This is a genomic window from Sediminibacterium sp. GW821-FHT12F12, from assembly GCF_058806635.1.
On sequence record NZ_JBXAPW010000003.1, the window covers coordinates 117,636 to 139,660 of the forward strand.

Here is a 22,025-nt window from a genome sequence, read left to right on the forward strand (position 1 = left end):
CGCTGATTATTGTTTCGTCAACCCTATTTTAGGTTATGAATCTGGTTGCTGAGAGGCGTTGAAGCTGTTTGCGTTGGGTATGTGAAATATCTCCCTATTTCTTTTCTCTGCGAAAACTCTCTGTCCTCTGCGGCTCTGCGGTTGGTGTAAGCTCTATCTAACCGCAGAGAACGGGAGAAGCGGAGTTTGCGCAGAGGGAATGAGCAGCAATTCCGTCAACCTACTTCCTAATCTGTATACTTATAACCCACCCCCCTAACAGAATGGAAATAACGGGGGTTTCTGCTGTCCTGTTCAAAATATTTCCGGAAGCTGAGGATAAAATTATCGATGGTACGGGTAGTGGGATATACATTATAACCCCATACCACCTGCAGTATCTTTTCGCGAGTCACTACATCGCCCTTGTTCTCGATCAGGAGTTTGAGCAGCATGGCTTCTTTTTTACTGAGTTCTACCTGCTGGCCGTTCCAGGTAATGGCGTCCTGGGCTTTAAAATCAATGCGGTTATCTCCAAACTCATATACATCACCTACCGTTTCCTTCACCTGCATCTTCTTGCTCTTGTCTATCAGCTTATCCACCCGCAATAACAGCTCTTCCAGGTTAAAAGGTTTGGTAAGATAATCATCGGCCCCTTTTTTTAGTCCGAGTACCCGGTCGGCACCCGAATTCTTCGCACTCAGCATCAGAATAGGCACTTCGTTATTGTTTACCCGAACCGATTCGGTTACACTGATCCCGTCTATTTCCGGAATCATGATATCCATGATGATCAGGTCAAAATACTCACTACCGATCTTTGCCAGCGCTTCATTACCGGTAAAAGCCGAAACCACTTCATAGCCTTCCATTTCCAGGTTCAGCTTCAATGCCTCGTGAAGGTTCTCTTCATCTTCTACCAATAATATGGTTGCTTTAGACTCTTTCATGCTAATGGAAATATGACTGTAAAGCTACTGCCCACAGGGGTATTATCTGTCACAGAAATGTAGCCTTTATGGCTTTCGGCGATCTTACGGCAAAGATAGAGTCCCAGACCCGTACCCTTTGTTTTGCGGGTATTTTCATTACCTGCCCGATAGAACTTCTCGAATATTTTCTTTTTTTCCTGATCGGCAATACCCATGCCTTCATCACTGACCGTCAGCCTGACTTCATTCCCCGACGCTGCTAATGAAATGGTTACGGGTTTATCTTTGGGTGAATATTTCAATGCATTCTCCAGCAGGTTATTCACGAGCATCTGTAGTAAAAGCGGCTCCCCGGTAACATAAATGCCGGCTGCAATGGCCTCGTTCACCTGCCGCTGCGGAAAACGTGTTTTGCAATCATCTACACAGCCGCCAGCCAGGTCAGAGAGATTAATTTCTTCCTCACCCTTCAGGTATTGACCGGCATCCAGCTGGGAAGCGAGTAAAATATTATTGCAGAGACTATTCAGCCGGTTGGCTTCCTGCAGGGTATTGCTGATGAGTTTCTGCTGTTTGTCTTCATCCAGTTTTCGCTTCTGCAGGGTTTCCAGGTTCAGCTGTGTAACGGCGATGGGTGTTTTGAGTTCATGTGTGATGGCCATCATAAAATTCTGTTGCTGCTGCGATAGTTTCAACTGTTTACGTGTGGCACGATAGACAAATACGGCTCCCAACAGGATCAATGCAAGGAAGGTAACCCCCTCGCCTGCATACTGTGCTGTTTTTCTTTGCTGTGCTTCTGTGATCCGGGTATATTTTTCTATGTAAGAGGGATCGTCTTTGATGAGTTCACTCAAACGGATCTGGGTAATATCCCTGTTTTGTTTTTCCAAAGCAATGAACCACCATACGAGGGCTGCCACCATATAGGTCAGTAATACCCAGTATACCAGGGACACAATCACCAGTCGCTGTGGTATCCCCGCTTTTTTCATGGTTTCACTTTTTCTACCCGGATACCGGCATTCAATACATACTGAAGCGGTTCTTCGCGCATATGCTGTTGCAGGAGGAAGGTGTAATTCCCTTTTTTGAGTTTTACAGGTAAACGGGTTACCCGCGAGCGGTGATCAAATACATCATCCATACCGGTTCCCAGCCAGCCTTTTTTGTTATCGGCAAGGGTGATATTGACCAGTTGGGTCCGGGCCGTATCGCCAGGGGCCTGCGTGGTAATATTGAGCCAGAGATTATTGAAATGATAGGCATCTTCATGGCGGAAGATCACAGAAATATGATAGGCCACTGTTGTATCTTCTATGGCAAAAGTGAAGCTGGGTTTGTTACTGGCCGACCACTGGTGATCGGGGAAGAAAACATTTTTCTCGAATACATCAAGGGTTTGGCAGGAGCTGAAAATCATGGCTACCAATAAAAATCCGGGAATCTTTTTCACGAGGGCGATTTTTACAAAGATAGAGAAAGCGGTTAGCTGTAAGGTCGAAGCTGTCTTTTTTGCCACAGATTTCACAGATCAGTTACACATGAAACAGGCGGATTGCTTACAATACATTCAGGATCTGTTCCTTGGCCTTTTCCAGTTCATCCTTCATCAGGATCACGCATTTCTGAATGGCAGAATCGTAGGCTTTGGAACCGGTGGTATTGATCTCGCGACCAAATTCCTGCAGGATAAAAGAAAGTTTTTTACCCTTACTCGGCTCTTTTTCGGCCAGGATGGATCGGAAGTAATCGCAATGGTTATTCAAGCGTACCTGCTCTTCGCTGATATCGATCTTCTCAATATAATAGATCAGTTCCTGCTCCAGGCGGTTGGCATCGTAGTTTTCTTTGCCCACATTTTCTTCCAGCACTTTTACCAGGCCCTCTTTGATCTTGGTTCTGCGGAGCGGTTCCAGTTTTTCGATCTCTTTTTGCTGGGCCTCAATATTGGTAATGCGTAACAACAGGTCTGTTTCGATAGATTTTCCCTCGTCCATCCTGTGATCATTCAGGTGCTGGATCGCTTCTTTGAGGATGCCGGCAAAAAATTTCCACTCCTCATCCGTCAGCATTTCTGTTGAAGGTGTGATCACATCCGGTAGTTTCAGGATGGTGCTCAGTATATCGCCTGTTTGCAGATGCAGCTCGTTTGCCAGCTGTGCAACGGGTTCGAAATAGGCTTTGGCCAGATCGGTATTGATAGACACCGGTTTGCTGGCACCATTCTGTTTGATACTGATATTACACTCCACACTACCGCGCTGCAATCCTTCATTCAGCATACTCCTCACTTCAAATTCAAAGGGTTTGAGCAGGGCGGGAATATTCAAACGCAGGTCAAACTGTTTTCCATTCAGTGAACGCACTTCTACCAGATAGGTTTTATCTGCCAGTGTTTGTTCTGCTCTTCCGTAACCTGTCATTGAGTGTAACATAGCTGCTTCGTTATTTGGTAAAAGTAACCCAAGCGAGGGAGAATAGCTAAAAAGATGTAGGAGATAATCTGCTGCGGATACAGACGGCAACAAGCGCTGATGATCACTGTTTTAGAAATCGATCCCTACCCATTTGCGTTTACTCTTTTCGTATTTTTCAAAGTTGAACTTGTATAGTTTACCCGGCCTGTGCGGTACATCCTGCTCCATTTCATCGATATCGATCAGCAGGTCCATAGAAGCAAATTTCTTCCTGAAATTCCGCCTGTCGAGCGAAACACCCAGGATGGCTTCATACAGGTTCTGCAATTCGCGTAAAGAAAATTTATCCGGGAGAAGATTAAAGCCCAGGGGATGTTCCTGGATCCTTTTCTGTAACCAGGCATAACAGGCGTCTACAATCTCTTTGTGGTCGAAAGCCATTTCTTTTAAGGTAGACACAGAATGCCAGTGCAGGTCGTTATCGTGGATCTTTAATTCATGGTGGTTGATATTCAGCAGCGAACAATATGCCACCGTAATCACCCTGCCACCGGGATGGCGGCCAGGCGAACCGAAAGTACGCACCTGGTCCAGAAATACATCATTCATCCCTGTTCTCTCTTTCAGTACGCGGTAGGCCGCATCATCCAGTTCCTCATTGTCTTTCACAAAATCCCCCAGCAGCGATAAACGACCGTTAAACATTTCCAGGTCACTCTTGATCAGCAGTACTTTCAGCTTGTTTTCTTCAAATCCAAAGATCACACAGTCTACTGTTACAGGCACTTTGGGGTAGGATTGTACCAATACGGCGGCATCTTTCACCTGCATTTCCTCCTGTACAACCGTTCCGGCATTCTTTTTCATCATGGCTACTCTTTCAAAAAATAACAGAGAGGGTTCCCTGTTTTCAATGCCGACAAGATACAAAGTTTAGGAATTGGGCACACAATTTTAAGGGCGGTTTCTCTTTACTCCCACCGGCGGCTTACCTTTATTCACCAATCAGGGTTTATGTATAACAAAGAACAGATACAGGCATTACAAAAGCAGTCGCAGGATTTCCTTACCAGCAATGCAGATACCGTTTCAGTGGCCGGAATAGCCCCTCTGAGAGAGATTCTCCGCTTTCATGAATACCGCTATTATGTACAGAATGAGCCGCTTTTATCGGATTATGAGTATGACAAGCTTTACCAGTTGCTCCAGCGTACCGAAAAAAAACATCCTGAATTAATTACCCCCGACTCCCCCACCCAGCGTGTGGGCAGCAGCCTGAACCAGCAGTTTGTAACGGTACAACACCTGGTGCCCATGCTGAGCCTGGATAACAGTTACAATGCGGAAGACCTGACCGATTTTGACCGGAAAGCCCGGGAGCTGAGCGGACTGGACGCCATTACCTACTGCATAGAACCCAAATTTGACGGGGCCAGCATTTCACTGATCTACGAGAACGACCAGCTGGTACGTGCCGCCACCAGGGGTGATGGTGTGGAGGGAGAAGATATCACCACCAATATCAAACAGATCCGCTCCATTCCTTTATCAGCCTCTTTTTCCAAATACGGCATCCGCCAGGTAGAGATCAGGGGCGAAATTATCATGAGTAAACAGTCGTTTGCGAAATACAACGAATTACTGGTATCCCAGAACCTGGCCCCTTTGGCCAATCCACGAAATGCCGCTTCGGGCAGTTTGCGGATGAAAGACCCGAAAGAAGTGGCCGAAAGAAACCTTGACGCTTTTTTATACCATATCAGCTATTTTGTCAGAGATGGAATCCCTACCGGTTATGATCCGCTGGCCAGCCATGCAGGTTCGTTGAAACTTTTGTGGGACCTGGGTTTCCGCTCGCCCGAAAAAGAGAAAAGGGTGGTAACAGGCATACAGCCGGTGATTGATTACTGCCTCGATTTTGAAGCCGGCCGCGATAACCTGCCCTATGAAATTGACGGTATGGTGGTAAAAGTAGATGATACGGTTTTGCAGGATAAACTGGGCATGACCTCTCACCATCCCCGCTGGGCCATTGCTTTTAAATTCAAAGCAAGGCAGGCCACCACCAGATTAAGGGGCGTGGAATTTCAGGTGGGGAGAACCGGCGCAGTAACACCAGTGGCCAAACTGGATCCTGTGTATCTCGGGGGCGTTACGGTGTCGAGCATTTCCGTGCATAACGAAGAATATATCCGGGAAAAAGACCTTAAGATCGGCGATAGTGTATTGATAGAAAGAGCCGGAGACGTGATTCCCCAGATCGTAAAATCATTGCCAGAATTGAGAGATGGAACTGAAGAAGCCATTCAGTTTCCCAAACAATGCCCTGTTTGCAAAAGTGAATTATACAAAGAAGAAACCGAAGCCGTATGGCGCTGTATCAATATAGAATGTGAAGCGCAGGTAGTAGAGAAAATGATCCATTTTGTGAGCAAAGACGCCATGGATATCAAAAGTTTCGGCGAAGCCAATGTGCGCAAGTTCTATGAGCTGGGATTGCTGAAAGATATTCCGGGTATATATCAACTGGATTATGGCAGGATCGGCGAACTGGAAGGTTTTGGTAAAAAGAGTTTAGACAACCTGAAAGCAGCCATCGAAGCCTCCAAACAACAGCCACTGCACCGGTTGATTTATGCACTGGGTATCCGTTTTGTAGGTGAGACTACCGCCAAAACCCTGGCCAATGCAGTAGAAAATGTGTTTGACTTTACCACCCAATCAGAAGAAGAACTGTTGCAGTTGGAAGATGTGGGCGTAAAAGTGGCCAAAAGTATTCACCAGTTTTTCAGCAACGAACAGAATATTGACATGCTGCACCAGTTGGAGCAACTGGGCCTGCAGATGAAAAACGAAAAGAAGGCAGTTGTTGAAGCAGGTGCTTTAACCGGACAAACTTTTCTTTTCACCGGCACACTGGCCAAACTGAAACGCAGCGAAGCAGAAGCACTGGCCGAAGCAGAAGGAGGTGTGATCGTTAGCGGCGTAAGTGCCAAACTGAATTATCTGGTAGTGGGCGAAGATGCCGGCAGCAAACTGGAGAAAGCCAAAAAGATCAACACTATCAAGATCATTTCGGAAGATGACTTTCTTTCACTCATCAACAAATCATAACCCCGCGCCTTTGCGCCTTTGCGAGCAAATTTTCACGCAAAGGCGCTGAGGCGAGGTTAGAAAACCATCAAAGACATGTTACAGGCATCAACACTCAAATTTTTAAAAGATCTCCAGAAGAACAATAACCGCGAATGGTTTGAGAAAAACCGGAAACGATACGAAGCTGCCAAAGAAGATATGGCGGCACTCGTAAACGCAGTCATTACTCAACTGGGTAAAAAGGATACGACCATTGCCCACCTGGTGGCCAAAGATTGTGTGTACCGCATCAACCGCGATGTTCGCTTCAGCAAAAACAAAGCACCGTATAAAAACAATATGGCTGCCAGCCTGATCAGTGGTGGTAAAAAATCTGATCTTGGCGGATACTATATACATATCCAGCCCGGGGGAGAAAGTTTTATTGGTGGCGGACGCTACATGGTAGAAGCCGATCAACTGAAGAAGATCCGGCAGGAGATCGATTATAACTGGGAAGAGTTTCGATCCATCATCCACCACAAAAAATTCAAAGCCTGTTATGGCGAACTGGAGCGGGGCGAAGGCATGGCACTGAGCCGCGAGCCCAAAGGATACGAAAAAGACAATCCCGCCATCGAATACCTCAAACTCAAAAGCTGGGTGGCCACCACACCATTAACCGATGCGGATTTAACAGAAAAAGGGCTGGTCAAAAAAATCACCACCGCCTTCGAAACCCTGCAACCGCTGATCGTGTTTCTGAACCAGGCGCTGGGCGAATGACGTTGTGAATGGGCAATGGGCAATGGGCAATGGGCAATTGTCAATGGTGAATGGGTGATTTACTGCATATCCACTTTTTCAAACGATGATAGGGTAAGTGAGTGGTGAGTAGTCAGTAGGGAGTAAACCCTACTCACTACTCACCACTCACTACTCACCACTCACTACTCACCACTCACTACTCACCACTCACTACTCACCACTCACTACTCACTACTCACTACTCACTACTCACCATTGACCATTGACCATTGACAATTGACAATTGACCATTCACCACTCACTACAACAACCCCTTCCCCATCAAATACTCTGCAATCTGCACCGCATTGGTAGCAGCACCTTTGCGGAGGTTATCGCTTACGATCCACATGTTCAGGGTATTGGCCTGTGTTTCATCGCGGCGTAAGCGGCCTACGAATACTTCATCTTTTTCGTGCGCCCATAATGGCATGGGGTATAAAGCCTGTGCCGGATCGTCCTGTACAATTACACCGGGGGCCTTGCTTAAGATGTCTTTTACTTCGGCCAGGTCAAAATCATTGGCAAATTCTACATTCACACTTTCGCTATGTCCGCCTACAACAGGAATACGAACAGTGGTGGCCGTAACACGGATCGAATCATCGCCCATGATCTTGTTGGTTTCTTTCACCATTTTCATTTCTTCCTTGGTGTATCCATTATCCAGGAATACATCGATCTGCGGAATTACGTTCAGATCAATCTGGTATTTATACGCCATCTCTCCTTCTACCCCTTTTCTTTCGTTGAATAACTGGTCAACTGCTTTTTTGCCGGTACCGGTTACACTCTGGTAAGTGCTAACCACCACGCGTTTGATCTGGTATTTCTGGTGCAGGGGTTGCAAAGCCACCACCATCTGAATAGTAGAACAGTTCGGGTTGGCAATGATCATGTCATCTTTGGTCAGTACAGCAGCATTTACTTCGGGCACTACTAATTTTTTGGTAGGGTCCATGCGCCAGGCCGATGAATTATCGATTACGCGGATACCGGCTTCGGCAAATTTGGGTGCCCATTCCAGCGAAGTACCACCCCCTGCAGAAAAGATAGCCACGGCAGGTTTGGCAGCAATCCCATCGCTCATGCTCACCACTTTGTATTTTTTCCCTTTAAATTCCACTTCCTTGCCTACAGATCTTTCTGAGGCTACGGGAACCAGTTCCGTTACGGGAAAATTACGTTCTGCTAATACCTGCAACATTTTGGTACCTACCAGTCCGGTGGCACCTACTACGGCTACTTTCATTGTGAATGGTTTATTTGTTTATTGGTTTACTTGTTTATTGGTTTATTGGTCATCTACTATCTTCTTCCCGCATCCTTCTCAAAACCAGGAAAGAAAAAAGCCTCCCCGGTTTGGGAAGGCTTCAAGTATATGAGTATACACAAACGTAAAGCACTTCCCGTTAGAGAGGTTTCTTAATACGTTTTGTATGTTTCATTGTTATCATTGCTTTGCGAAAATATTATGTACACACAGTTTTACCAAAACTATTTTCTCCGAAACGCTAACAACAGTTAGTGTTTCAGCGAATAAACTTATCCTACCAGGTCAATATCAAAGTTCACCAGCTGTACAAATTCTGCCAAACGGCTATCAATATCTGCCTTGGTAATTTCGCGTAAACGCTCGGTTCCAAAACGCTCTACGCAGAAAGAGGCCATGGCACTTCCTACAATGATGGCAGTTTTCATGTTCTCGAAAGAAATATCACCGGTTTTGGCGAGGTGGCCCATAAAACCTCCGGCAAAAGTATCACCGGCTCCTGTTGGGTCAAACACTTCTTCCAGTGGTAAAGCCGGTGCAAAAAACACCTGGTTATCATGAAACAGCAGAGCACCGTGTTCGCCTTTTTTAATGATCAGGTACTTAGGCCCCATCTTCATAATAGTAGCGGCAGCCCTCACCAGCGAAAAATCGCCGCTCAGTTGGCGGGCTTCGCTATCATTCACCATCAGCACATCTACCATCGAAATGGTTTTTTTCAGGTCATCCATGGCAATTTCCATCCAGAAATTCATGGTGTCCATTACAATCAGTTTTGGTCTTTTCTTCAATTGTGTAATCACACTGGCCTGCACCGCAGGTACCAGGTTACCGAGCATCAGAAATTCGCAATCCTGGTAGCTATCCGGAACTACGGGCTCAAAATTGGCCAGTACGTTCAGTTGGGTATCCAGTGTATCGCGGGTATTCATATCCATGTGGTAACGGCCGCTCCAGAAAAAAGTCTTTTCGTCTTTTTTAATCTGCACCCCTTCCAGGTTTACATTCCGGCTGGTCAATGCATCCAGCTCAGACTGCGGAAAATCGCCCCCAACTACAGAGATCTGCTTAACAGGGGTAAAATTGGAAGCGCACCACGCAATATAGGTACCTGCACCACCAACAATCTTATCGCTCTTTCCGAACGGGGTTTCAATGGCATCAAAAGCCATGGATCCTACAACAACTAAAGACATAAAATAGGTTTTGTTATCGGGGGGCGAAATTAGGTCATAACCCGCTAAAAGCCAGTAATCCACTCGTTTATTTTGATACCGGCAGCAGTACCTCTGGCATCGCCGGTTGCGTCGCAAGCACTTCAGCGTTCGGGGCGGGAATCGATTAGCGGATTGTACATGCTCGTAAACATTCCGACCGCAATTCTACCCTCTTCCCTCAAAATCCGCTAATCCGTCATCCGCCGATCCTTCCCAAAACTAACATATTGAGATTTTGTGGACTAAAGTGTTGCTAACATTCGTTAGTTGTTTTATCTTCGCCGCATGGCCAGAATAAAAACCGATAAAAACATCTCGCGCAAAGATGTGATCGTAACCAAAGCGGCGGCATTGTTCCGCGAAAAAGGCTTTAAAGCCGCCAGCATGCGCGACCTGGCAGAAGCCGTAGGCGTAGAAGCTGCCAGTTTGTATAACCATATCAAATCCAAAACGGAACTGCTGCACGAACTCTGCTTCAGTGTAGCCAACCGTTTTATGCATAAAATAGACGAGATCGAGGCAGAACCCATCAGTTCTATCGAGAAAGTGGAGAAACTGCTCCGTTTCCACATCGAAGAAATGATCAGCCACTACGAAGAAGTATATGTGAGCGACCGCGAATGGAAACACCTGGCCGATCCTTACCTCTCCAATTTCCAGAACCAGCGCCGCATTTACCGCAAACGTTTTGCCGCCATCATCGAAACAGGTATCCGCAACAAAGAGATCAAAAAAATAGACGCCCCCACCGCCGTGCTGATCATGCTGCATGCCATCAGCGGTATCGAAAGCTGGCACCGCTCTACCCAGAAAATCAGTGCCGAAGAACTGGAAGAAAACATGATCACCATCCTGGTAGGCGGATTGGTGAACAAATGATGTTGGTGAATGGGCAATTGTCAATGGTCAATTGTGAGTGGTGAGTAGTCAGTAGGCAGTAACGAACCGCAACAAAAATTCACCATTGCCCATTGCCCATTGACAATTGACCATTCACAACTCCCTACTGACAACTCACCACTCACCACCTATGTCAATACACTTCCACCCCCTGACCGTAACCGAAGTAAGAAGAGAAACCAGCGATTGTGTGTCGGTTGCATTCAGCATTCCCGAATCACTCAAAGAAATATTTCAATATAAACAGGGGCAGTATATCACGCTGCGCACCCATATTAATGGAGAAGAAGTACGTCGTTCCTATTCGGTTTGCAGCTCTCCGCTAGACCATGAATTACGGGTAGCTGTAAAGCAGGTAAGTAATGGTTTGTTCTCTACCTATGCCAACACAGCACTGAAAAAAGGGGATACACTGGATGTAATGCCGCCCATGGGCAAATTCTTTACAGAACTGGATCCGGCGCAAACAAATCAGTATGTGGGTTTTGCAGCGGGCAGCGGTATTACCCCTTTGTTATCCATCATCAAAACCACTTTACGCACCGAGCCTAAGAGTAGTTTTACCCTGGTGTATGGAAACCGTAATCGGCACTCCATCATCTTTAAAGAAGAACTGGAAGCATTGAAGAATGTATACATGAACCGCTTCCGGGTAATTTATATACTGTCCAGAGAAAAAACAGATGCTGCCATACACTTCGGCAGAATTGATGGCGAAAAATGCGCTGCACTTTGCGATAAAACCATTGATACCAATAAAGCAGATGCTTTCTTTTTATGTGGACCGGAAGACATGATCTTTTCCGTAAAGGAACAACTGGAAAAAGCAGGCGTTGATAAAAAGAAGATCCATTTCGAACTCTTTACCACCCCCGGCGCTAAAAAGAACACAGAACAAAAAACCCAGAACAGCCATAAACAGGAAGCTAAAAGTAAAGTGACCATTAAACTGGATGGCGTTTCTTTTGATTTTGATCTGGGCTTTGAGGGCAAACCCATTTTAGATGCAGCCCTGCAACACGGAGCCGACCTGCCCTATGCCTGCAAAGGCGGTGTTTGCTGTACCTGCCGTGCCAAACTGGTTGAGGGCGAAGTGGATATGGATGTAAACTATGGACTGGAGCCGGAAGAAATTGAACAGGGTTTTATCCTCACCTGCCAATCGCATCCGAGAACAGAAAAAGTGGTGATTGATTTTGATATCAAATAGAGCTTCTTTCTATTCTTTTTTCTTTTCTTGTTCTACCAAGAATTGAATTGTATCGTTGATAACCAGCCCGATACAAAAATGAAAGTTCTTTTAATCATCATAACACAGTTTAGGTTATGTTCTTCAATTAAGAGTTAGATGTTTTAAAGGTAAAGAGCAAAGGTGTGGGCACACGGTAACTCTGCGGGGAGAATCATCGGAGAAGTAAAATTTACACCCATGTAAGTACGAGGAATATTCAAAATATTACCACACCCTTCGATAACTTATAATATATTTTCCCTATATTTATTATGCGCTAGTTATACACGCAAAGCCAACCAGAATGGCTGTATTGGCGCTATAGTGTAGCGCGTATAACTAAGTTAGTGGCAACCCTAAGACGACAATGAAGTACGAATTAAATTTTAGAAACAATTACGGCACCGACCAAGAATTATTGGACGACATGAAAGCTGTTTCGGAAAAAATTGGCACCAAAAAATTAACATCACGAATGTACAGTGAGCATGGAAAATTTTCTTGGGAGACAATAAAAAGACGATTCAACGGATGGAATAATGCTTTGAAAACAGCAGGCTTAGAAATTACTGTTACTGCCAATTTCACAGAAAGAGACTTGTTTGAAAACCTCGAAAAGGTTTGGATTGGTTTAGGAAGACAACCAGGGAAACGTGACTTAAAAAGACCACTCTCACAGTTTTCCGAAACAGCTTACACCACTAAGTTTGGAACATGGAAAAAAGCACTTGAACAATTTGTTAAATTCATTAACTCAACTGCTGACGAAAAAGAGGAAGATGCTTTTCAAGAAACTATTATTGAGACACCAGAAAAGAAAATTGAGTATAAACATACGACCAAGCGAATGCCAAGTGAAAGATTGAAAGTTCAAGTTTTAATGCGTGACGGTAACAAGTGCAGACTTTGTGGAATAACTGTAACGGGTGACAACATTCACTTTGATCATATAAAACCTTGGTCAAAAGGTGGCGAGACAGTTTTAGAAAATCTTCAAGTGCTTTGTGAGACGCATAATCTCGCAAAAGGAAACTTAGAATATTCAGACGTGCAATGATAGAAGGGCAGCCACTAACACGGGTTTTGCGTTAGTGGGCGGACATTGCGAACAGAAACATTTAAGCAATTAATAAACGTTGGTGCTGGCAGACAGTTTTCGGTTTCAAAAGCCCACCAACGCAAAGCCCGAAACCGTTAGCTGCAAGCCAGATATATAGATACACATGAAAACTATATTTATTCTCTTTTATTCACTCTTATCTCTTAGCCTTTATGGTCAAGAAATAAAGGCTGTCGACATTTCAGATACTACAATGCTCGTAGGTGTTGTCAATGAGGACTGTTTTATAGGAAAAGAAATTTCAAGTAGTAGTTGTTTTGTAGGAATGGAAAAATATATTAAAAAAGGGACACCAATTATTATTGGAGGTATAGCATCATGTGCATATAGTCAATATAGTGCACCGCGTGATTTTTTTGAAATTTACTTTAACAAACAGAAATATTTTATTGAACGAGCAAGTTTGACAACGAATGATTTTGCATTCTCAAAAATTAAAGAAATGTCGCCAACATTATCCGAAGCATTTAGAGCTAATGCAATTAAAATTTCAGAGTCTTTATATGAAAATGATAGCAGACAGCTAACCAAATTCCTAAATTCAACAAAATCAAAGGGCCTTACTATTTTGAACTGGCAATTTTACGATGAAAGTGAATACACCGATGGAACTAGTGTCAAAATCAATGTCTATAATCCTACACAAAAAACAATTAAATATATCTGGTTTACTTTTGGAGGGTACAATGCTGTTGGTGATAAAATAATTGACCGAAAAAGAGGTGGAAATATCACCATGCAAGGAATAGGTCCAATTAAGCCAGGTGATAATGGTTCATATAAATATCAATATGTTTGGTTTACTGACTTGATACAAACAGCAAAAATTTTGTCGATAAAAGTTCAATATATGGACGGCACAATTGCTATGATCGCAAATCCAAAAGAAATAATTCTTCCAAAAATTCTTTATCTACATATCAGTGATGATTAGCCCTGCAGCTAACATGTTGCTTGGCAGAAGTTGGCTTTTGTACTTAGCCCATCGGCTGTTGGATTTCTGACCAAGCTTCTGTAAATTGGCTTTAGCTAATCGAGTCTGTAGTGGCCAAGCCGACAGCGGGATCTCTTCCGCCAACCTTCGCCAAGCACGGACGTTATGGGCAACCCTTATAAAGGTAATTTGTAAAATTCCAGCAAATACGTACTTTTGTAAAAAATACACGTATTATGACAACTAAGCTTACACTTACGGTAGAAAAAGAGGTGATTGACAGAGCCAAGTCATATGCTAAAGACACTGGCCGTAGCCTTTCTGAACTTATTGAACATTATCTGGACAAAATAACCCAGGAACGGACAGAGCAAAGGGTTTCTCCGAAATTGAAAAAGTTGATTGGGTCAGTAAAATTGCCACACGACTTTGACGAGAAAAAGGAGCTTCGATCTTATTTCGAAAAAAAACATTTATGAGAAAGGTTTTTCTGGACACAAATATATTAGTGGATCTCATCGCTGATCGAAAACCTTTTAGCAAATATGCAATTGAAATTTTTGATGCCGCCGAAACTAAAAAGGTTAAGTTATTCACATCCTCACATTCGATAGCGACGACGTACTACCTGTTGAAGAAATATAAGGACGATAAAACCCTAAGGACAATAGTGCTGGGGCTATTTGATTATCTGGTTGTTGTTCCAGTTGATACATCAATCTTAACTAAAGGGTTAAGATCGAGGCATAAAGACTTTGAAGACTCAATACAAATCCATTGCGCGATGACTATTGAAAATATTAGCTGTATTGTAACAAGAAACATAAAAGACTTTAAAGCTAGCGAGGTGACAGTTCTTGCACCCGATGAATTTTGTGAAACAATCTGACAAGCCTGCCCATAGTAACATTGCATCTACAAAAGCTGGGCAACAGTATATATTTCCTCAACTTTTGTAATTCTACCAACCTTCAGTATTTTTCTCTTATCGAAGCAGGCCCAGGCAGACCACCATATACGCTTTTCTCCCCCCAGGCGACAGTAACGCCGAGCCCAGCCTTCGTAAATGCTCTCACATTGTGCACAAGACTACCACACTCCCTCCAATAATCACATCGCAAATTTTCTATTATTCAAAATAGCTGACAATATTCCAGAATTGCTTTATTGACAGAATAGCTTTTTATTTTTGAATTGCGAATCAAAAAGAGAAAATTCATGTTCATTTCATTAAATTTATTAATCAAAGTTAAAGCTCGGTGGAGAGCGGGTGTAAGTCCCGTACTACGCAAGTTCTCTTGTTGGTTCGCAGCACCACCGGGCCTCTTTAAATCTCCAAACAATGCGAACCAGCAAGAGACAAAACAGCAAACGTCCGGATGTGCGTAGTTTAAAAATCCAACCGAAAACAAGATTCAACAGGTACAGTAACAAAGATGTTCCGGAAATCAAACTCTGTGGCAACTGGTTACAAAGTCTTGGCTTTGAAATGGGCGAAAGGGTCACAATTACGTCAATGCCAGAACTGCTCATTATCAGAACAGCGAAATGACAAAATAAGAGCCGTTAACACAATTAGCGGCTCTTATTAATTCGCACCTGTTAAACACGCAGATAGGGAATCAGCAACTTATACTGCCGTCCAGATAAATGGGTACAACTGCCCTATTACAGTAGAACTTAATTTTTTACCACTGATAATCAAGACAATATAAAAATGAAAGTTCTTTTGAGTACAAGACACACTATACATTGAAAATACTTCTTCTTCTTTCCTTCTTGTTTTGTTCGCTCCTGCTTTACCATTTCTTCTCTACGCCGCCGCTGAAAGAGTGAACCGGAATAGGATCAGCATGGGATCAGAATAGGATCAGAATAGAACCAGCATCGGACCGGAAGGGCACTTGAAGGGCATTTGATGGGCACTTGAAGGGCACTTGAGCCCCAAAACCACCCTTTGTCTTGTACTGAAAACACTTTACAGTTGAGGGTCAAATTACTACCAGGGCTTTACAGTGCTTAGCGGTAATACTAAATAATCTTTACCCAAAGAAAGAAAAGAAACAGCCATTTGCTGGGTACTAACATCAGTTTCAGCCCCTCCGGTTCAACAAGCTAACGAGAAGAAGATTTTTACATATAATTGAAGCTAACATGCGTTAGCATTGTTTTAGTTTCCCTATTTTTGATGCTCAAATAACTACCCCATGGAAAGAGATTTTGAAGAGATCTTCCAGGATAAGATAAACCAGGAGATCAAGATCGAACCCAAAGACTGGATGCCGGAGAAATACCGGCAAACACTGATCCGCCAGATCAGCCAGCACGCGCATAGCGAAATTGTGGGTATGCTGCCCGAGGGCAACTGGATTACCCGTGCCCCTAACCTGCGCCGCAAAGCTATTTTACTGGCCAAAGTGCAGGATGAAGCCGGCCACGGATTATATCTCTATTCTGCCGCCGAAACCCTGGGTATTACCCGCGATGAAATGTATGCACAACTGCATAGCGGTAAGGCCAAATATTCTTCCATCTTTAATTACCCCACTTTATCCTGGGCCGATATCGGTGCCATTGGCTGGTTGGTAGATGGTGCCGCCATTATGAACCAGGTGCCTCTGTGCAGAAGCAGTTTTGGTCCGTATGCAAGGGCCATGGTGCGGGTATGTAAAGAAGAAAGTTTTCACCAGCGCCAGGGCTTTGAAATCTTACTTACCCTTAGCAAAGGAACCGAAGCACAACACAGAATGGCACAGGATGCCATTAACCGCTGGTGGTGGCCCAGCATCATGATGTTTGGCCCAACAGACGATGAAAGCCCCAACACCATCCAGAGCATGAAATGGAAGATCAAACGTTTTACCAACGATGAGCTTCGCCAGAAATTTGTGGATGTATGTGCGGAACAGATCAAAATACTCGGGCTCACCATACCGGACAAAGACCTGAAATGGAACGAAACCACCGGCCACTATGATTTTGGCAAGATTAACTGGGAAGAGTTCTGGCAGGTGGTACAGGGCAATGGCCCCTGCAACAAACAAAGACTAGAAACCCGCAAAAAAGCCTGGGAAGAAGGTGCTTGGGTAAGAGAAGCAGCCAGTGCCTATGCAGAAAAAAGAAAACAAAAACAGGTAGTTACAGCAGCGTAGTTTTTGTTGATTGGTTGCTTGGTTTATTGGTTTACTTGTTGCTTGGTTTACTGGTTTATTCGTTTATCAGTAACTCAGAACTACCAATAAACTAATAAACCAAAAACTAACAGACCAGTAAACCAGGCAACCAATAAACTAATAGCCCAATAAACGAACAGACCAACAGACCAATAAACCAGTAAACCAATCAACCATGTCAAATACCGAATGGCCTCTCTGGGAAGTATTCATCCGCAGCAAACAGGGGCTCGATCATAAACATGTAGGCAGCTTGCACGCAGCAGATGCCCAAATGGCCATAGAGAACGCACGCGATGTATATACCCGCCGCATGGAAGGCGTAAGCATCTGGGTAGTAGAGAGCCAATATGTACATGCCAGCAACCCGGCTGAAGCCGGTGCCTTGTACGATCCGGCAAATGACAAAGCTTACAGGCATCCTACTTTTTACAATTTACCGGATGAGGTGAAGCATATGTAAGTGGGTAAATAAGTATATAAGTAAATAAAGTATATAGGTAAATAAGGTATGAATGAGCGATTGGGGGTATTTGGGAGGTTTTCAGGATTTACATGTGTGGAAAGAGGCAAGGTTTTTTAGGGAAGCTATTGCAGCCATCTGTAAAACTTTTCCTGAAGAAGAACAATTTCGTTTGGTGATCAGTTACAAAAAGCCTCAGGAAGTATTATCGCTAATATCGCATAAGGTTATGGCAGATAGTATTATCAGGAAAATATCCAGTTTTGCAGACAGGCAAGAGGAAGCCTCATGGAATGCCTCGACCACCTGATCTGCGCAGCAGACGAATCATATATCTCAAAGGAACAACTGATTATATTGGAAAAAGATTATCAAAAAAATTTAAAACTACTAAACGTCTATATCTCCTTTTTACGTGAAAAGAAATCAAACGCCTAATACCAATTACCCATTTACCTAATTACCCAATTACCATAATTACCTATTTACTTATATACTTTATTTACTTATTTACTTTATATACTTATTTACTTTATATACTTATTTACTCATCAACCCATGACCCCATCCCTCCTACACTACACCCTCCACCTCGCCGACAACGCACTCATCATCGGTCATCGCAACAGCGAATGGTGCGGACATGGACCCATACTGGAACAGGATATCGCCATCTCGAATATTGCATTGGACTATATTGGCCAGGCAAGAAATTTTTACCAGTATGCGGCAGAACTAACCGGTAATGGTGCCACCGAAGATTCACTGGCCTACCTGCGCGATGCCATTGATTTTAAGAACTGCCTGTTAACAGAACTGCCCAATGGCGACTGGGCACAAACCACTTTACGTCAGTTTTTCTTCAGTGCCTACCAGTATTTTTTATACCAGCAATTGCAAAACAGCAGCAACCAGCAGTTGGCTGCCATTGCAGAAAAAGCATTGAAAGAGGTAACTTACCATCTCCGCTGGAGCAGCGAATGGGTGATACGCTTAGGCGATGGAACGGAAGAAAGTAAACAACGCATGCTGCAGGCAATAGAAGAATTATGGAGTTTTACAGGTGAATTATTTATTCCATCGAGTTATGAACAAGAAGCTGCTGCAGATGGATACGGTGTTGACCTGTCGCAGATCCGCGAAAACTGGAACAAAAAAGTAGCCGCTGTATTCGAAGAAGCTACCCTGCCTATGCCCAAAGAAAACGTATGGATGCAGGCCGGTGGCAAAACCGGGGTACACACAGAACACCTGGGTTTCATACTGGCTGATATGCAGTTTTTACAAAGGTCTTACCCGGGTGCAGAATGGTAATCCGGATCTCTGCCAAAGAGAAATTGATATGGAAATAAAAAACAACGATACTACGGCGCATAAAACAACTGAAGAGTTAGAGAAAGCCGTATGGGCCATTCTCGAAACCGTTCCCGATCCGGAAGTACCCGTATTGTCTGTGGTTGATCTGGGTGTGGTACGTAAAGTGGTTGTTAGTCCTGCTACCAATACTACTAAAGGAGAACTGTTGATTTCCTATACACCCACTTACACCGGTTGCCCGGCCATGGATGTGATGAAAATGACCATGCAGATGGCTTTACAGGAAGCCGGTTTTACGGCGGTTCAATTCATACAGGTTCTCTCCCCGGCATGGACCACCGACTGGATGAGTGACTCCGGTAAAGAAAAACTGAAAGCCTACGGCATAACACCGCCCCAGTACAAACAGTCTGTCTGCACCCCGGATTCATTTCAGCAGGAAGAAGCTATCCCCTGTCCGCGTTGCAATTCCTATCACACAAGACTGGTATCGCAATTCGGCAGCACCGCCTGTAAGGCTTTATACCAGTGTAATGATTGCAAGGAGCCGTTTGATTATTTTAAGTGTCACTGAATTACGGATTAGCGGATTTTACTCTGCGGAAACTCCATTTCCTCTTGTTCTCTGCGGTTGGATTGAGCCCGCTCCAACCGCAGAGAACAAGAGAGGCAGAGGTTTCGCAGAGAAATGCTCTCAATCCGCTAATTTGTATCTTCGTTAAAACCATAGAGCCATGTCTTCGATCCTGTTTACCATAGAAAACAACATCGCCACCATCACCCTTAACCGACCCGATAAACTCAATTCCTTTAACCGGGAAATGGCGTTGCTATTGCAGAACAAACTCGATGAATGCGCCAGTTTACCGGAGATCCGCTGTGTGTACCTGACCGGCGCCGGTAAAGGCTTCTGCGCCGGACAGGACCTGGCCGAAGTAGTAGATCCCAATGGTCCGGGTATGCAGAAGATCCTGAGCGAGCATTACAATCCCATCATCACCCGTTTACGCAATATGCCCAAACCCGTGATCGCGGCTGTTAACGGTGTTGCTGCCGGTGCCGGTGCCAATATTGCATTGGCCTGTGATATTGTGGTGGCTACCCAATCTGCTTCTTTTATCCAGGCTTTTTCCAAGATCGGTTTGATCCCGGATAGCGGTGGTACTTTTCATTTACCCCGGCTCATCGGTTTTCAGCGTGCCAGTGCATTGATGATGCTGGGCGATAAAGTGTCGGCAAACGATGCCTTACAAATGGGCATGCTCTACAAAGTATTCAGCGATGATAGTTTTGCAGAAGAAAGCCGGAAAATAGCCGCTACACTGGCGCTGATGCCTACCAAAGCCCTCGCCTATATCAAACATGCCTTAAACCATTCCTTATCCTACAACCTCGAAGAGCAGTTATTACTCGAAGACCGCTACCAGCAGAAAGCAGCGGCAACGGCAGATTTTGCAGAAGGTGTGCAGGCATTTCTCGACAAACGTGTACCCAATTTTAAAGGAGAATAATCATGACAGACAAAGATCTATTTGCACAGAAAGTAGTGGCCCACATGATGGAGCATGACAAGTTCTCTCAATGGCTGGGCATTACCGTACTTGACATAAAAGAAGGCTACAGCAAAATACAGATGACCGTAAGAGAAGAAATGCTGAATGGATTCGGTATTGTACACGGTGGCATTGCTTTTTCACTGGCCGATAGTGCTTTTGCTTTTGCCTGTAATAACCGCAACAATTTATCGGTGGCGCTGGATACTTCTATCAATTTTACCAAAGCGGTTCACGTAGGTGATACACTTATGGCAGAGGCAAATGAAATCCATAACGGGAAAAGTACTGGTTTGTATCATATTACCATCACCAATCAGCGGAACGAGGCTGTGGCGCATTTTAAAGGCAACTGTTTCAGAATGGGGAAGAAGTTGATTGAGTAGATAGCGTATATAAAGTACATAAAGTACATAAAGTATATAGAGTATATAGAGTATATTAGTTACTGTGTATGAAAAATGAGCAATTGTTTGGATTTGAGGAGTTGGAGATCTGGAAAAAGTCCAGAATTTTCAAACAGCAGGTAGCTGAATTGGTGAAGGGTTTTCCGGCCGATGAAAGATATCGGTTATCAGATCAACTGTTGCGGAGTTCACGCTCAACAAACAGTCTGATAGCGGAAGGCCATGGCAGGTACACGTATGCCGATCAGATACATTTCTGCATCCAGGCAAGAGGTTCATTGGCCGAATCATTCAATCACCTCGTTGATGCCCACGACAACGGCTATATACCAGAAGAATTATTACATCAATTGAGAACACAGCTAAAAGAAATAGAACGCATGCTCAACGGCTACATTCATCATCTCCGCAAACAAAAAGAAAATACCTTATGAGTATATAAAGTATATAAAGTAAATAGAGTATATTAGTTACCCGCCTTACTCTATTTACTCTATTTACTCTATTTACTCTATTTACTCTATTTACTCTATTTACTCTATTTACTTTATTTACTTTATTTACTTTATTTACTTTATTTACCTCTCCCTCCCATGATTTACCAATACAAACAATACATCCCCGTCATACACGAAACAGCCTTCGTCCATCCGCAGGCTGCTGTAACTGGCAACGTAATCATCGGCAAAAATGTATACATCGGACCCGGTGCCGCTATCCGCGGCGATTGGGGCGGGATCATTATCGAAGATGGTTGCAATGTGCAGGAGAATTGTACCATACACATGTTTCCCGGGGTAACCGTTTTGCTGCAAGAAGGATCGCATATTGGTCATGGTGCTGTGATACATGGGGCTACTATCGGCAGAAATTGCCTGGTGGGTATGAACAGCGTAATCATGGATCGGGTGGTATTGGAAGAGGAATGTATTGTAGGTGCTTTGAGTTTTATCAAAGCCGATGAGAAATTTGAACGCCGCAGCCTGATTGTGGGCAACCCTGCCAAAAAGATCAAGGAAGTGAGCGACGAGATGATCCGCTGGAAAACAACCGGCACCCAATTGTACCAGGCCCTGCCCAAAGACATGCAGGAACACTGGCAGGCAGTGGAGCCCCTCAGAGAAATACCCCAACACCTGCCCGGCCAGCCCAACAATTACCCCACCTGGAATGAATTAAGAGAAACGCCCGACAAATAACATTGGCGTACATTTGCAGCTA

At 44.2% G+C, this 22,025-nt stretch carries 26 protein-coding genes; 19 read left to right on the forward strand and 7 right to left on the reverse strand.

The window, feature by feature from the left end:
• Positions 1-227: 227 nt before the first annotated feature.
• The 5 genes from AC1RNB_RS05635 to AC1RNB_RS05655 all read right to left on the reverse strand — a co-directional run bounded on the left by AC1RNB_RS05635 (position 228) and on the right by AC1RNB_RS05655 (position 4,204).
• Positions 228-932 carry a response regulator transcription factor gene (locus tag AC1RNB_RS05635; RefSeq protein WP_493081453.1) on the reverse strand — a complete coding sequence of 235 codons (705 nt, stop codon included), beginning with the start codon at positions 930-932 and terminating at the stop codon, positions 228-230.
• Positions 929-1,909 (reverse strand): sensor histidine kinase, encoded by a 981-nt coding sequence (locus AC1RNB_RS05640; protein WP_493081455.1) that lies wholly within the window; start codon positions 1,907-1,909, stop codon positions 929-931. Before AC1RNB_RS05640 ends, AC1RNB_RS05635 begins: the two co-directional genes overlap by 4 nt.
• Positions 1,906-2,436 (reverse strand): gliding motility lipoprotein GldH, encoded by a 531-nt coding sequence (locus tag AC1RNB_RS05645; RefSeq protein ID WP_493081457.1) that lies wholly within the window; start codon positions 2,434-2,436, stop codon positions 1,906-1,908. The genes AC1RNB_RS05640 and AC1RNB_RS05645 overlap by 4 nt, the downstream gene beginning before the upstream one ends.
• Positions 2,437-2,476: 40 nt before the next feature.
• Positions 2,477-3,352 carry a YicC/YloC family endoribonuclease gene (locus AC1RNB_RS05650; protein WP_493081459.1) on the reverse strand — a complete coding sequence of 292 codons (876 nt, stop codon included), beginning with the start codon at positions 3,350-3,352 and terminating at the stop codon, positions 2,477-2,479.
• Between the two features lie 111 nt (positions 3,353-3,463).
• Entirely contained in the window at positions 3,464-4,204 is a 741-nt protein-coding gene (locus tag AC1RNB_RS05655; RefSeq protein WP_493081461.1) for an NUDIX hydrolase, read from the reverse strand.
• A gap of 144 nt (positions 4,205-4,348) precedes the next feature.
• Between AC1RNB_RS05655 and ligA the strand changes: the two genes are divergently transcribed.
• Positions 4,349-6,448 carry an NAD-dependent DNA ligase LigA gene (ligA, locus tag AC1RNB_RS05660; protein WP_493081463.1) on the forward strand — a complete coding sequence of 700 codons (2,100 nt, stop codon included), beginning with the start codon at positions 4,349-4,351 and terminating at the stop codon, positions 6,446-6,448.
• 75 nt (positions 6,449-6,523) lie between these two features.
• Positions 6,524-7,195: a DUF2461 domain-containing protein gene (locus tag AC1RNB_RS05665; RefSeq protein ID WP_493081464.1), complete on the forward strand. Its 672-nt coding sequence runs from the start codon at positions 6,524-6,526 to the stop codon at positions 7,193-7,195.
• Between the two features lie 283 nt (positions 7,196-7,478).
• Here the strand turns inward: AC1RNB_RS05665 and AC1RNB_RS05670 are convergent, their stop codons facing one another.
• Positions 7,479-8,468: an aspartate-semialdehyde dehydrogenase gene (locus AC1RNB_RS05670; RefSeq protein ID WP_493081465.1), complete on the reverse strand. Its 990-nt coding sequence runs from the start codon at positions 8,466-8,468 to the stop codon at positions 7,479-7,481.
• Between the two features lie 293 nt (positions 8,469-8,761).
• Complete coding sequence (locus AC1RNB_RS05675; protein ID WP_493081467.1) at positions 8,762-9,685, reverse strand: PfkB family carbohydrate kinase; 924 nt, start codon at positions 9,683-9,685, stop codon at positions 8,762-8,764.
• 306 nt (positions 9,686-9,991) lie between these two features.
• On the opposite strand from AC1RNB_RS05675, the gene AC1RNB_RS05680 reads away from it, so the two are divergent.
• From AC1RNB_RS05680 to AC1RNB_RS05760, 17 genes are all read left to right on the forward strand, one after another.
• On the forward strand, positions 9,992-10,585 hold the full coding sequence (locus tag AC1RNB_RS05680; protein ID WP_493081469.1) for a TetR/AcrR family transcriptional regulator: 594 nt from the start codon (positions 9,992-9,994) through the stop codon (positions 10,583-10,585).
• Positions 10,586-10,736: 151 nt separating this feature from the next.
• Positions 10,737-11,816 (forward strand): 1,2-phenylacetyl-CoA epoxidase subunit PaaE, encoded by a 1,080-nt coding sequence (paaE, locus tag AC1RNB_RS05685; RefSeq protein ID WP_493081470.1) that lies wholly within the window; start codon positions 10,737-10,739, stop codon positions 11,814-11,816.
• A 388-nt stretch (positions 11,817-12,204) separates the two neighbouring features.
• Positions 12,205-12,894 (forward strand): homing endonuclease associated repeat-containing protein, encoded by a 690-nt coding sequence (locus AC1RNB_RS05690; RefSeq protein WP_493081472.1) that lies wholly within the window; start codon positions 12,205-12,207, stop codon positions 12,892-12,894.
• A 166-nt stretch (positions 12,895-13,060) separates the two neighbouring features.
• Positions 13,061-13,891 (forward strand): hypothetical protein, encoded by an 831-nt coding sequence (locus AC1RNB_RS05695; RefSeq protein ID WP_493081473.1) that lies wholly within the window; start codon positions 13,061-13,063, stop codon positions 13,889-13,891.
• A gap of 236 nt (positions 13,892-14,127) precedes the next feature.
• Positions 14,128-14,370, forward strand: a complete 243-nt coding sequence (locus AC1RNB_RS05700) for a DUF6364 family protein (protein ID WP_493081475.1) — start codon at positions 14,128-14,130, stop codon at positions 14,368-14,370.
• Positions 14,367-14,780, forward strand: a complete 414-nt coding sequence (locus AC1RNB_RS05705) for a type II toxin-antitoxin system VapC family toxin (RefSeq protein WP_493081476.1) — start codon at positions 14,367-14,369, stop codon at positions 14,778-14,780. Before AC1RNB_RS05700 ends, AC1RNB_RS05705 begins: the two co-directional genes overlap by 4 nt.
• Before the next feature lie 453 nt (positions 14,781-15,233).
• The gene (locus AC1RNB_RS05710) at positions 15,234-15,443 is read left to right on the forward strand and encodes a SymE family type I addiction module toxin (protein WP_493081477.1); all 210 of its coding nucleotides are present in this window, start codon (positions 15,234-15,236) and stop codon (positions 15,441-15,443) included.
• Positions 15,444-16,098: 655 nt separating this feature from the next.
• Positions 16,099-17,043, forward strand: a complete 945-nt coding sequence (paaA, locus tag AC1RNB_RS05715; protein ID WP_493081479.1) for a 1,2-phenylacetyl-CoA epoxidase subunit PaaA — start codon at positions 16,099-16,101, stop codon at positions 17,041-17,043.
• Between the two features lie 196 nt (positions 17,044-17,239).
• Positions 17,240-17,527, forward strand: a complete 288-nt coding sequence (paaB, locus tag AC1RNB_RS05720; protein ID WP_493081481.1) for a 1,2-phenylacetyl-CoA epoxidase subunit PaaB — start codon at positions 17,240-17,242, stop codon at positions 17,525-17,527.
• A 52-nt stretch (positions 17,528-17,579) separates the two neighbouring features.
• On the forward strand, positions 17,580-17,837 hold the full coding sequence (locus AC1RNB_RS05725; protein ID WP_493082071.1) for a four helix bundle protein: 258 nt from the start codon (positions 17,580-17,582) through the stop codon (positions 17,835-17,837).
• A complete protein-coding gene (locus AC1RNB_RS05730) occupies positions 17,816-17,965 on the forward strand; it encodes a four helix bundle protein (RefSeq protein WP_493081483.1) in 150 nt (49 codons plus the stop codon). The genes AC1RNB_RS05725 and AC1RNB_RS05730 overlap by 22 nt, the downstream gene beginning before the upstream one ends.
• Before the next feature lie 120 nt (positions 17,966-18,085).
• Positions 18,086-18,841 carry a 1,2-phenylacetyl-CoA epoxidase subunit PaaC gene (paaC, locus tag AC1RNB_RS05735; RefSeq protein ID WP_493081485.1) on the forward strand — a complete coding sequence of 252 codons (756 nt, stop codon included), beginning with the start codon at positions 18,086-18,088 and terminating at the stop codon, positions 18,839-18,841.
• A 28-nt stretch (positions 18,842-18,869) separates the two neighbouring features.
• Complete coding sequence (gene paaD / locus AC1RNB_RS05740) at positions 18,870-19,418, forward strand: 1,2-phenylacetyl-CoA epoxidase subunit PaaD (RefSeq protein ID WP_493081487.1); 549 nt, start codon at positions 18,870-18,872, stop codon at positions 19,416-19,418.
• 160 nt (positions 19,419-19,578) lie between these two features.
• A complete protein-coding gene (locus tag AC1RNB_RS05745; protein ID WP_493081488.1) occupies positions 19,579-20,355 on the forward strand; it encodes an enoyl-CoA hydratase-related protein in 777 nt (258 codons plus the stop codon).
• Positions 20,356-20,357: 2 nt separating this feature from the next.
• Positions 20,358-20,783 (forward strand): hydroxyphenylacetyl-CoA thioesterase PaaI, encoded by a 426-nt coding sequence (gene paaI / locus AC1RNB_RS05750; protein WP_493081490.1) that lies wholly within the window; start codon positions 20,358-20,360, stop codon positions 20,781-20,783.
• A 68-nt stretch (positions 20,784-20,851) separates the two neighbouring features.
• Positions 20,852-21,238 carry a four helix bundle protein gene (locus AC1RNB_RS05755; RefSeq protein WP_493081491.1) on the forward strand — a complete coding sequence of 129 codons (387 nt, stop codon included), beginning with the start codon at positions 20,852-20,854 and terminating at the stop codon, positions 21,236-21,238.
• A 159-nt stretch (positions 21,239-21,397) separates the two neighbouring features.
• Positions 21,398-22,003 carry an acyltransferase gene (locus tag AC1RNB_RS05760; RefSeq protein WP_493081493.1) on the forward strand — a complete coding sequence of 202 codons (606 nt, stop codon included), beginning with the start codon at positions 21,398-21,400 and terminating at the stop codon, positions 22,001-22,003.
• Positions 22,004-22,025 lie beyond the last annotated feature (22 nt).

Bases quoted from the DNA above. Each gene is read 5' to 3' on its own strand.
- AC1RNB_RS05635 (WP_493081453.1), bottom strand. From the start codon at position 932: ATGAAAGAGTCTAAAGCAACCATATTATTGGTAGAAGATGAAGAGAAC.
- AC1RNB_RS05640 (WP_493081455.1), bottom strand. From the start codon at position 1,909: ATGAAAAAAGCGGGGATACCACAGCGACTGGTGATTGTGTCCCTGGTA.
- AC1RNB_RS05650 (WP_493081459.1), bottom strand. From the start codon at position 3,352: ATGTTACACTCAATGACAGGTTACGGAAGAGCAGAACAAACACTGGCA.
- AC1RNB_RS05655 (WP_493081461.1), bottom strand. From the start codon at position 4,204: ATGATGAAAAAGAATGCCGGAACGGTTGTACAGGAGGAAATGCAGGTG.
- ligA (WP_493081463.1), top strand. From the start codon at position 4,349: ATGTATAACAAAGAACAGATACAGGCATTACAAAAGCAGTCGCAGGAT.
- AC1RNB_RS05665 (WP_493081464.1), top strand. From the start codon at position 6,524: ATGTTACAGGCATCAACACTCAAATTTTTAAAAGATCTCCAGAAGAAC.
- AC1RNB_RS05670 (WP_493081465.1), bottom strand. From the start codon at position 8,468: ATGAAAGTAGCCGTAGTAGGTGCCACCGGACTGGTAGGTACCAAAATG.
- AC1RNB_RS05675 (WP_493081467.1), bottom strand. From the start codon at position 9,685: ATGTCTTTAGTTGTTGTAGGATCCATGGCTTTTGATGCCATTGAAACC.
- AC1RNB_RS05680 (WP_493081469.1), top strand. From the start codon at position 9,992: ATGGCCAGAATAAAAACCGATAAAAACATCTCGCGCAAAGATGTGATC.
- paaE (WP_493081470.1), top strand. From the start codon at position 10,737: ATGTCAATACACTTCCACCCCCTGACCGTAACCGAAGTAAGAAGAGAA.
- AC1RNB_RS05690 (WP_493081472.1), top strand. From the start codon at position 12,205: ATGAAGTACGAATTAAATTTTAGAAACAATTACGGCACCGACCAAGAA.
- AC1RNB_RS05695 (WP_493081473.1), top strand. From the start codon at position 13,061: ATGAAAACTATATTTATTCTCTTTTATTCACTCTTATCTCTTAGCCTT.
- AC1RNB_RS05700 (WP_493081475.1), top strand. From the start codon at position 14,128: ATGACAACTAAGCTTACACTTACGGTAGAAAAAGAGGTGATTGACAGA.
- AC1RNB_RS05705 (WP_493081476.1), top strand. From the start codon at position 14,367: ATGAGAAAGGTTTTTCTGGACACAAATATATTAGTGGATCTCATCGCT.
- AC1RNB_RS05710 (WP_493081477.1), top strand. From the start codon at position 15,234: ATGCGAACCAGCAAGAGACAAAACAGCAAACGTCCGGATGTGCGTAGT.
- paaA (WP_493081479.1), top strand. From the start codon at position 16,099: ATGGAAAGAGATTTTGAAGAGATCTTCCAGGATAAGATAAACCAGGAG.
- paaB (WP_493081481.1), top strand. From the start codon at position 17,240: ATGTCAAATACCGAATGGCCTCTCTGGGAAGTATTCATCCGCAGCAAA.
- AC1RNB_RS05725 (WP_493082071.1), top strand. From the start codon at position 17,580: ATGAGCGATTGGGGGTATTTGGGAGGTTTTCAGGATTTACATGTGTGG.
- AC1RNB_RS05730 (WP_493081483.1), top strand. From the start codon at position 17,816: ATGGAATGCCTCGACCACCTGATCTGCGCAGCAGACGAATCATATATC.
- paaC (WP_493081485.1), top strand. From the start codon at position 18,086: ATGACCCCATCCCTCCTACACTACACCCTCCACCTCGCCGACAACGCA.
- paaD (WP_493081487.1), top strand. From the start codon at position 18,870: ATGGAAATAAAAAACAACGATACTACGGCGCATAAAACAACTGAAGAG.
- AC1RNB_RS05745 (WP_493081488.1), top strand. From the start codon at position 19,579: ATGTCTTCGATCCTGTTTACCATAGAAAACAACATCGCCACCATCACC.
- paaI (WP_493081490.1), top strand. From the start codon at position 20,358: ATGACAGACAAAGATCTATTTGCACAGAAAGTAGTGGCCCACATGATG.
- AC1RNB_RS05755 (WP_493081491.1), top strand. From the start codon at position 20,852: ATGAAAAATGAGCAATTGTTTGGATTTGAGGAGTTGGAGATCTGGAAA.
- AC1RNB_RS05760 (WP_493081493.1), top strand. From the start codon at position 21,398: ATGATTTACCAATACAAACAATACATCCCCGTCATACACGAAACAGCC.